Genomic DNA, 9238 nt, shown 5'->3' on the forward strand with positions numbered 1-9238 from the left:
GGCAGGATCCGAGGCTCTGGAGACCCTCGACCACTTCCACCGCCGCCGCCGGTTGTTGGTCTCCCACGGCACCTATTGCGATGAGTTCGGCAAGCGCTGCACCTGGGCGGAAGATTATCCGGTGGAGGTCAAGCGGCGCGGCGCCTTTCGCCAGCATCCGTGGGTCGCCAGTCATCCCCGCACCTTTCGCTACGGCTTGTTCCGCCAGCTGGCGAAGGACCGGCGCCTCGGCGCGCAGATCCAGCGGTATCGGTGTGCCACGGATCTCGCCCTCTTCCTGCCGATCCTCGAGCTGGCTGGCGAGCGCAGCGCCTTTTGTGCCGACACCACCTATGTTTACAACACCCGCGCCGGCCAGGTGATGGAGCCCGAGCGCCGCCGCCAGCAGCGCCGGTCCGAGGGGCAAATCCGCCAGCTCCCGGCGTTGGCTCCTCTGCCTCCGGCGACGGCGGAAGCGCTGCTCTAAGGCTTCCAAACGCTGTCGACTCTCTCGGCGCTGCGCTCCCATGCTGCGATTCCTCACTTTCGATCAACACCGGTACACGATGCAGCTCTTCCTCGAGCACGGCTCGGAGGAGCTGCGCCGGGCCGTCCAGGTCGTCGGCTATCGAGAGGCCGAGGCGTCTCTCGGGAGGCGGGATCTCACCGGCGATGTCATCGTCCTCTGCGATCTGGAGCGCATGACGGCCGACCAGCTCGACGAGTTGGCTGCTCTGGGGGATCGCTGCCTGCGGCTGGGCGCCCGGCGGGTGCTCAACGATGCCCGGCGGGTGCTCCGGCGCTACGAGCTGGGACGGCGGTTGCACGAGGACGGTCTGCATCGGTTCCGACCCTGGCGCTGGACCGAGGTGGCAGAATCCGGGGCCGCAGATCGGGTTCGTTACCCAGTTTTCCTCCGGGACGAGCATGAGCACGACGGCGCGCGCTCGCCGTTGCTCCATTCGCCGACAGAGCTGGCAGCGTGGATGGAGGAGCACGGGCAGGGTACCGACGCCATCAGCTCCATCGACGGCCGGCGCCGCGACTGGTTGGTGGTGGAGTTCGAGGACACCCGGCGCTCCGGAGAGTCGCTCTTCCACAAGGCCGGCGCCTTCTTCCTCGACGGAGCGGTGGCGCCCCGGCATCTCTTCTACTCGCCCCGCTGGATGGTCAAGGGCGGTGGTACCCCCGAGCCCTGGATGGTGCGCCGGGAGCAGGAATACCTCGAGCACAACTGGGGCCGCCGGCAGGTGGCGGAGGTCTGTGCCCTCGCCGGCATCGACTACGGGCGCATCGATTTCGCTTTCACCGGGGTGGAGGGGCCCGGGGACGAGATCACGGGGCCCATCGTGACCTTCGAGATCAACACCAACCCCACGGTCCTCGACGCCGGGGACCTCGCCGACGTCCAGCGCCAGGCCGTCACCCGGCGTTTCCTCGAGACCTTTACCGAGGCCCTGCTAGCCCTGGCGGCTTGAGCCCCCAGCAGGCGAAGGATCTACTATGCCGGCTCAGGTCATCATTCTCGATCTGCTGCAAGCCCAGCATCGGCGGGTCTACGGCGCCGTGGCCTCGGCCCTGGGCCAGCACGGGGTCGATTTCGAGACCCGCCGATGGTGGAGCGGCTGGTGCGCCGCCGCGGACCTGGTGATTCTGGCCGATCCCCTGAGTCTCCATCGCCCGGCGCCCAGCACTCGGGTCCTCGGGCAGCGAACCCTCACCCGCCGACGCCGGCTGGAAGCGGTGGCGGACTCGGGGATGGAGATCGCCCGCTGGGCGGCGCCGCAAACCGCCGAGGAGCTCCGCTCGGCCACGGGGGACTGGAACGGGGACGGCGTGGTGGTCAAGCACGATTGGTCGTCCCAGCGCCAGGGCGTGCGCTTCCTGCCCTTCGCCGAGATCGAGACCTGGCCCCCGGCGGGCTACGACTTGGAACGGGACGTGGTGATGGAGCTGCTGGCGGAGGATCCGCGCACTTTCAAGCTCGACCTCTTCGGCGGCCATCTGCTGGCGGCCTGGGCGCTGGAGACGGTGGACCTTCGCCACTCGGAATTCTACCGGTCGACGACCCTGCCCATCGAGCGCTTCACCGTCGATGCCGCGACCCGCGCTGCCGCCGAAGCCGCCAGCGTCGCGCTCCTGGCTCACGGCGTCGGCTACGCTAGCTTCGACTACATGCTCTCCGGAGGCCGCCTGCAGCTCATCGAGATCAACTCCTGCGGCACCGGCCGCAACAATCCATGGGAGCTGTGGCCTGATCTCTACGCAGAAACCTACGCCCGGGCCATCCTCGCCACCCTGGATCGGCTGGAGGAGATTCCGTTCTATGGCGAGCTCAAGCCGCAGGTTGCGGCGTCCCTGGAACGGCCGCCTGCGTCTTCACCGCAGGGGTACCCACTTTCTGATGGACTCTGAGACGCGCGTCGGTGGGCTGGCGCCCACCCTACGGCGAGCCGCCGAATCTTCGGGAGTAGGGTGGGCGTCAGCCCACCATGGTCCGAATCCCCAGCTCTAGGCTTGTGCTACCGAGCCCAGGACTCGAAGGAGTCGATCTCCAGGGTGCCGGTGGTGCCGGGCTTGGGGGCGCTGACCACGCCGAAATGCACACGGTCGAGAGACCAGGTGGAGTTGTCGACGCCCAAGATCTCTCTTGCCAGCAACCCGTCAAGAAACAGTCGCACCAGCCCGTCCTCAGCGTCGGGCCCGGAAGCCCGGCGCCATTCGATGGTGATCGGCACGACCTCCAAGTTCATGGGCACCAGTATCCGCTGCGTGGTCATCCATGCTCCATCGTCCTCCCGGACCTTGAGACGAATTTCCTGGTAGGGAGCCTCGAAGAAATCCCGAACCGTGAAGGTCAAGATGCGCTTCTGTGCAGGGTTCTCGGAAAAGCCGGTTAGCAGCTTGAGCCTCTTTCCTGGGGCAAGCATCAGAGTTGCCGGGCGCCAAAGAAAGCGAGCCCGATAGACATCGAGGCCCTCCGGGGACTCCTCCCGCAGATACACCCGGTCGTCATCGTCGATGGTGATGCGGGCGCTGAACTGGCCCGCCAGGGGATCTCCGGAGATCACTTCGAGATCCCCGTTGGGATCCACCACCCCCGCCGCTGCCGTCGGTGCCCAGAACAGACCGGAGAGGCCGGTGAGGAGTGCGAGGCCGGCGAAGTGGAGTAGGTGACTGGTGGCTCTCATGGAAACTCCTGGATGGTGAGCGGTCCGCCCCGGCAAGATCCGGCGAACAACCGGGGGAGAATGCGGCAAAACATCCTTCAGTGTATCATTAGAACTATTGCCTCGTGGTTTCGGGAAGCTCTCATTACCGGAGAAGGGGTCGAGGATGAGCGATCAAGCGAAGCAGCGGACGGTCCGGAGTTGGGTACAGGATCTGGGGGCGGGGCTAGCGATTCTCGGGCTCCTCGCCGGGCTCTCCTACTTCGGTGCTTTGCGGGCGCTGGAGCTCCCGAGTCCCGATCCCCAGCAGCAAACCCAGAACGAGATGCGCAGCGTCGGCCGGAGCCTGCTGGCCTGGCTCACCGACCAGGTGAGCGCTTCGGCGGCGGGAGCCTGCGGCTTCCCGGTGGATCTGAACACCTACTCAGCCATCACTCATGGGGATTTGCAGGATCTGCTGGTGCCCCGCTACGCACCGGAGGTACCGGAGCACGACGCCTGGGGCCACAGCTTCGACTACTACCTGGATGCCACCTCCATCGCCGACGCCCGCATGAGCATCCGTTCCCCGGGGGCCGATGGATCCTTCGAAGGAACGTCGTACCTGCCGGGGGTCGTCTCCAGCGCCGACGACGACCTGATGTGGGCCGACGGCTACTTCATCCGCCGTGCCTTGCCCGCTTCGGATCGGCAGGCTCAGCAGGAGACTGTGGACGACGTGCGCAGCATCGGCACGGCGATGTTTGCGTGGCTCTCCGACATCATCTCCCGCAACGCCCAGGAAGGCTTCGCGGTGGTCGACCTGACCTCCTACGATCAGGTCGGTGCTGGCCAGGTCGAAGATGTCCTGGTGCCCGACTATTTGCGGTGTCTCCCGCACCGGGACGGGTGGGGGCATGCATACAGCTTCTACCTCGATACCTTCCCTCTGCCGGGAGAGCAGCACCTCGCCGCGGTCCGGAGTCCTGGAGTCGATGGCCATTTCGAAGGTACGGTCTATCTTGTGGGTTCCTTCCCGGCCTTCGATCCGGACGGGGACATCGTGTGGGCCGACGGCTACTTCGTCCGCTGGCCTGACGCGGTGCGCGATACCCCCGCTCCCCAGGCCGCCGCCGCGCCGCAGCCGGTGAACGCCACCACCGCCGGAGATCAGCAGGCCCCCGCGGTGGCCGTGCCCGCCGCTGGTTCCGCTCTCGCCTTCTGGCAGGCTCCTGCCGCCGACGGCCTGGGCATCGTCGCCCGTCTCCTGGACGCCGACGGCACACCCGCCGGAGCCGAGATCCCGGTGGAGACGCGTCCTGCCGGCGACCAGGCAGCCCCCGACGCCAGCGCCGGTGGCGGCCAGGCGGTGGTGGTCTGGCGGACCGGAGCGGATCCGGAACCGGGCATCGCCGCCCGCCGTGTCGACGACCTGGGCCAGCCCCAGGGCTCGGAGCGGGCGGTGAATCTCACCCCCGCCGACGCCTCCGCCCGCCCGGCGGTGGCGGTGGCCGGGGACGGCAGCTTCCTGGTAGCCTGGGCAGCCGCCGCGGGCGCCACTGCCGATGACGGCTCGGAAGGCACCGGCACGGCGATCCTCCTGCGCCCCTTCGCCGCCAACGGCTTTGCTCTCGGTGGCGAAAAGACGGTGCACCCGGCGGGCGCCTCCCAGCGCAGCCGTCCGGCCCTCACCGCATCCCCCGACGGTACCTACCTGGTGGTCTGGGAGGACGACGACGGCGCCGGCCGCGGCATCTTCGGCCGCCGTTTCGACGCCACCGGCACCGCCCTCGGTCCCGTACAGCGCATGCACCGCCACACCGCCGGTGATCAGCGCAACCCCGCCGTGGCCACCGATCCCGAAGGCCGCTTCGTCGTCATCTGGTACGAGGAGGAAGGCATTGACGGCCCCGGCGGCAGCCTCCTAGCCCGCCGCTTCGATCCCAACCTCGAGCCCCTCGGCCTGACCTCCTTCGTCGGCCTGGCGGAAAGCCCCACCGAAGGCACCTTCTCCTCCGCCCCGTCCCTCGCCTTCGACGATCTGGGCTATCTGCTGGTGGCCTGGCCCGGCATCAGCGTCGACAGCTCCGAAGCCTCCATCCTCGCCCAAAAACTCGACCCTGCCGGCCGCTCCCAAGGCGGTGACCTCACCCTCGACTCAGGCCTGGGCAACAACCCCCTAGCCCCCGCCGTAGCCTCCGGCCCCAACTCCGACTACCTCGTCCTGTGGACGGACACCGACGCCAGCGGCGACGGCATCCTGGCCCGGGGAGTGGGGGATCGGGTGTTCTTGGATGGGTTCGAACGGGGGGATGTGGGGCCTTGGTTGGAGTGAGGCTCTGATCGAATCCTGGGATGACTGGAGCTTTCGATATCAAGAGCTTGCCGAGGGTCGATTGTTTGAGTAATCTTTCGTTGCTTCATGCAACAGAACGATTCCTTTTCGACGCGCTGCCTGCAGCTCGCGCTGGATGATCCGGCGCGGGCGCTGGTCGTACTGTGGCGCCACTTACGCGACCACACAAAGCTTCAGGCAGGGTTTGATCGGTGGCGCTGTGTCAACCAGCGGACAAGGGCGCTCAAGGCTCTACAGAATTCCGAGGTCCTGAAGGCCGTGCATCCCTTGGCTGCCTTGGGGGCCGTCGATGAGCTGCTGGCCACGGCCACGGACTTCGGGCTGGATCGCCGATCCCGTGTTATCGAGCTTTCTGAGCCTTGGGGAAGCGGTCGCTACTACCTTGTGCCTCGGCGGGAGGGCTGGACCAGCACTTTGGCTCAGAGCCAGCCGCGTCAGCGAGAGTTCTGGCTCCGCCGGCATCAGATCTTTCCCGACCAACACCGGACGATCTCCGTCGACCTGTGCCGGCTTCCGGAGCGGCTTTATCGGTATTTCGGTGAGTCGTCGCTGTCGATTCAGGCCAGCGCCTTCGAGGACGGGATCCTCGTCAACTGGCAGGAAACATCTCCCTATCGCTTCCCCTCCTTGCAAGATCCACCGGGGCGCCAGGCGTCGGTTGAGGCAATCCTCCATGAGGCTGACGAAGCCGGTGTCCGAATCCTGGTTCTTCCCGAGCTGACCATCGATCCGGCGGCGCGCCAGGCGATTCATCGCTGGCTTCGGCGTCGGCGTGGCAGGACTTCTTTGGCGTTGGTGGTGGCGGGGAGTTTCCATGAGAACGACCTTCACCGTTCGGACGTGCAGCGCAACGTCGCGTACGTCTACGACCGCTTTGGCGATGAGCTGACCCGTCACCTGAAGATCCAGCCCATGGCGATCACCTCCGAAGCGGGGGTGGATTTCGATGAGGGTATTGAAGGAGGCAGTCGAGCCCGGCTCTTTCAGGCTCCTTTTGGTCTGGTGGGGTTGGGGATTTGCCTGGACTTCTGCGAGATGGGGGACCTGCCGGTAACCGATCTTTGGAAGGTCGTCGGGCCGGCATTGATGCTCGTGCCGTCGATGGGTGGAAGATCGACTCTGCATGCCCATCAGGCAAAGTCCAAGCAACTCGCCTTGCAGCATGGAACGGTGGCCGTGGTGGCTCAGCAGGAGCCGAAGACCGGCCAAGGCTTGGGGATGGTTTGCTATTCCAACGGCTCCGTCACCGGAAGCCAAGAGGTTGGACAGGGGCAAACGAACGCGAAGCTCAAGCCGGACGAGATGCCTTCGGCGCACCGCATGTTGCAGGAAAGCCCAACATGCCGAATCTCGATTCGATGGACGCTGACTGAACGGTAGTGTATTGTTGGCAGATGAAACTTCAGAACCCTTCAGCGATTCTGGCTGCCGGTCCTGCCCAGCTTCTCGACCAATCCCTCGACGACTACGCTGACTTCTTCGAAAGGGCTGGCAACGAGCTAGCGGAGCCTCACCTCGAGGCCGTCGACTATGCCTTGCGGCACAAGATAGTGCGGCTACTCGTGCGGAGGGCGCCGCGGGAAGAGCACGAAGCTCTCTACGACGGCCTGCGTACCCTGGTGCCGGTGGAGCAGGAAGATGCCTGGCGCGACTGGTGTCTGCGCTGGCGGGCGTTGGCGGACGTCCTCGATGCTCGCCTCGGCAGCCTGGCGGCGCAGGAGCCCGAGAAGGCGAGGCGGCTGCTCCACGCGCCGGAGATTCTCGAGCTGGTGGCTGCGGAGCCGGGACTGAGCCAGGTAGAAGTTGGAGAGCGGTTGGAGCTCAAGCCGGCCAACCTGAGTCGCATCCTCGGCGTGCTGGAAGCTCACGATCTGATCGAGCGGCGAAACGTTGGACGAGAAAAGCGCGTCTACTTGGGCTTTGCTGCCGAAGACGATTTCTCTACCGGCTCGGCACGGAGCTACCCCCGCCAGGAGGCAGCGGCGGTCTTTTCCGAGGTGGCAGAAGGTGCAGGGGGCTATGGAGCTTCTGAGCTCGAAGAAATGGATCGCGGAATGAGCTTCCTATTCAGCTCCTCCGGTAGCCCGCCGGCCTTCCGTAGAAGGGCGGGGATGTGAGCTCTTTCGACCTGGGCTCGGCCCACGTCACAACCTTCTACAGCTTCAAAGGCGGTGTCGGGCGTAGCCTGCTCCTCGCCAACGTCGGCTGGATGCTCGCGGCACGGCGGCGGGTGCTCTTGTGGGATCTCGATGTCGAGGCTCCGGGGCTGCACCGGATCCCGGCGTTGGAGCCGGCGGAAGTCCCCCGAGGCTTCTTCGAGTGGTTGACTGACAAGTCTGAGCAAGAACCGATCGAGCTGGCCGGCTTGGGGGAGATGCCCGAGGAGTGGGCTGAGAGCCTACGCGGGCTGGTGCAGCCGGTGCCGGGGCGGCCTCATCTCAGCATCCTGCCAGCCTTTGGCGAGGGGGCCGACTTTGCCCGTCTTTACGCCGAGGGACCCTGGCGGCGGCTGTTGGTGGAGCAGCCGGCGGTGGGCCTCGCGGTCTTTCGCGCCATTCTCCAGGTTCTCGCCGAGGAGCAGGATCACATCCTCATCGACTCGCGCACCGGCATTACCGATATCGGAGGCTTCCTGGCGGCGCTTCTGCCCCACGCCACGGTGCTGGTGGGGAGCTATGGGCATCAAAGTGTCGAGGGCCTGTTCCACGTCCACAAGGCGTTGGACGAAGCGGTAGCCGGACGCCTGGAGCCGCGGGTGGCTTTGGGCGCCGGCTCGAAGCTGGAACGCATCCACGTGGTCTCGCCGGTACCGCCGGACGACTCTGGAGCTGCAGAGAAGCGGAGAGCTGTGTGGAAGAAACGCTTCGCCGAAGTACGCCCCATCGAAGTGCCGCTGGACCGGCGTTTGCTTTGGGGGGAGAAGCTGCTCGGCGCCGAGGATCCTTCCAGCTCGGTGGCGGGGGCTTACAGTCAGGTAGAAGAGCGCTTGCAGCAGTCGCGTTTCGAGCTGCTGGCGGATCGTGAGGCGGCGGACGAGGAGGCGGCCAAGTTCCCGGATCAGGATCGTCTCCAAGGAGCTTTGGGTCCCTCGCTTCGCACTCGCCAGGGCAAGAGCTTCGAAGACCGCGTCGCCCGGCTCCTGGAGCTCCACGGCTACCGAGTCGAGCGGGAGCAGATCCTCGGCGGGCACAAGGTAGATCTGGTGGCGCGGATTGTCGGAGGGCTCGACGAGCAATGCTGGTGGGTGGAGTGCAAGGACCATCGCAAACCGATTGGTGTCAAGGTCTTCGACGAGTTGGGTGTGTGGATCGGTGGCCAAGCGGGAAGAGCCCAAGGAGCCCGCGGCATGGTGGTGGCGCGCAGCTTCAGCCCAGCAGCCTTGACGATGGTGGCGGATCGGCATGACCTCCGAGCCTGGACCCTCGAAGATCTGGAACGCCGCCTCTTTGACCCCCGCCGCTATCTCACCTCGCTGGTCAGCTCCTTCGAAAACAGCGTCCTCGGCCGCACCTACGTCAAGCAGCGAGTCTTGCCGGAGGAGCGGGACGAGGAGAATCCCTTTCGGCGGCTCTTGCCCTACGCTCAAGAGTGGGTCGAGGGTAAGGGCCCGCGGCTGTGGCTACTGCTGGGGGACTACGGTACTGGCAAGAGCGCGTTCTTCCAGCGTTTCGTCTACGAGCTAGCCCGCCGGGCGCTGGACGATCCAGAACAACCGTTCCCGTTGGCCATCGACCTCAAGCGCTTCCCCAACGCC

Annotated in this window: 8 protein-coding genes; 7 read left to right on the forward strand and 1 reads right to left on the reverse strand. The window is 66.1% G+C overall.

From position 1 onward, the window contains the following. The 3 genes from SX243_23590 to SX243_23600 all read left to right on the forward strand — a co-directional run. A partial coding sequence (locus SX243_23590; protein MDY7095969.1) for a hypothetical protein occupies positions 1 to 466 on the forward strand: 466 nt, incomplete at its 5' end. A gap of 40 nt (positions 467 to 506) precedes the next feature. After that, entirely contained in the window at positions 507 to 1457 is a 951-nt protein-coding gene (locus tag SX243_23595) for a hypothetical protein (GenBank protein ID MDY7095970.1), read from the forward strand. A gap of 25 nt (positions 1458 to 1482) precedes the next feature. Further along, on the forward strand, positions 1483 to 2394 hold the full coding sequence (locus tag SX243_23600; GenBank protein ID MDY7095971.1) for a hypothetical protein: 912 nt from the start codon (positions 1483 to 1485) through the stop codon (positions 2392 to 2394). 107 nt (positions 2395 to 2501) lie between these two features. On the opposite strand, the gene SX243_23605 is transcribed toward SX243_23600, so the two are convergent. After that, positions 2502 to 3170: a hypothetical protein gene (locus SX243_23605; protein ID MDY7095972.1), complete on the reverse strand. Its 669-nt coding sequence runs from the start codon at positions 3168 to 3170 to the stop codon at positions 2502 to 2504. Positions 3171 to 3315: 145 nt separating this feature from the next. Here SX243_23605 and SX243_23610 point away from each other — a divergent pair, with 145 nt between their 5' ends. From SX243_23610 to SX243_23625, 4 genes are all read left to right on the forward strand, one after another. Beyond that, positions 3316 to 5463, forward strand: coding sequence for a hypothetical protein (locus SX243_23610; GenBank protein MDY7095973.1), 2148 nt, complete (start codon positions 3316 to 3318; stop codon positions 5461 to 5463). Between the two features lie 87 nt (positions 5464 to 5550). Next, a complete protein-coding gene (locus SX243_23615) occupies positions 5551 to 6864 on the forward strand; it encodes a hypothetical protein (protein ID MDY7095974.1) in 1314 nt (437 codons plus the stop codon). Positions 6865 to 6878: 14 nt separating this feature from the next. Then, positions 6879 to 7601, forward strand: a complete 723-nt coding sequence (locus tag SX243_23620) for a helix-turn-helix domain-containing protein (GenBank protein MDY7095975.1) — start codon at positions 6879 to 6881, stop codon at positions 7599 to 7601. Next, positions 7598 to 9238, forward strand: a 1641-nt coding sequence (locus tag SX243_23625) for a restriction endonuclease (GenBank protein MDY7095976.1), incomplete at its 3' end; no start/stop codon positions are given. The genes SX243_23620 and SX243_23625, both read left to right, overlap by 4 nt.

This window comes from Acidobacteriota bacterium, assembly GCA_034211275.1.
Lineage (GTDB): Bacteria > Acidobacteriota > Thermoanaerobaculia > Multivoradales > JAHZIX01 > JAGQSE01.

Bases quoted from the DNA above. Each gene is read 5' to 3' on its own strand.
- SX243_23615 (MDY7095974.1), top strand. From the start codon at position 5,551: ATGCAACAGAACGATTCCTTTTCGACGCGCTGCCTGCAGCTCGCGCTG.
- SX243_23620 (MDY7095975.1), top strand. From the start codon at position 6,879: ATGAAACTTCAGAACCCTTCAGCGATTCTGGCTGCCGGTCCTGCCCAG.
- SX243_23600 (MDY7095971.1), top strand. From the start codon at position 1,483: ATGCCGGCTCAGGTCATCATTCTCGATCTGCTGCAAGCCCAGCATCGG.
- SX243_23605 (MDY7095972.1), bottom strand. From the start codon at position 3,170: ATGAGAGCCACCAGTCACCTACTCCACTTCGCCGGCCTCGCACTCCTC.
- SX243_23610 (MDY7095973.1), top strand. From the start codon at position 3,316: ATGAGCGATCAAGCGAAGCAGCGGACGGTCCGGAGTTGGGTACAGGAT.
- SX243_23595 (MDY7095970.1), top strand. From the start codon at position 507: ATGCTGCGATTCCTCACTTTCGATCAACACCGGTACACGATGCAGCTC.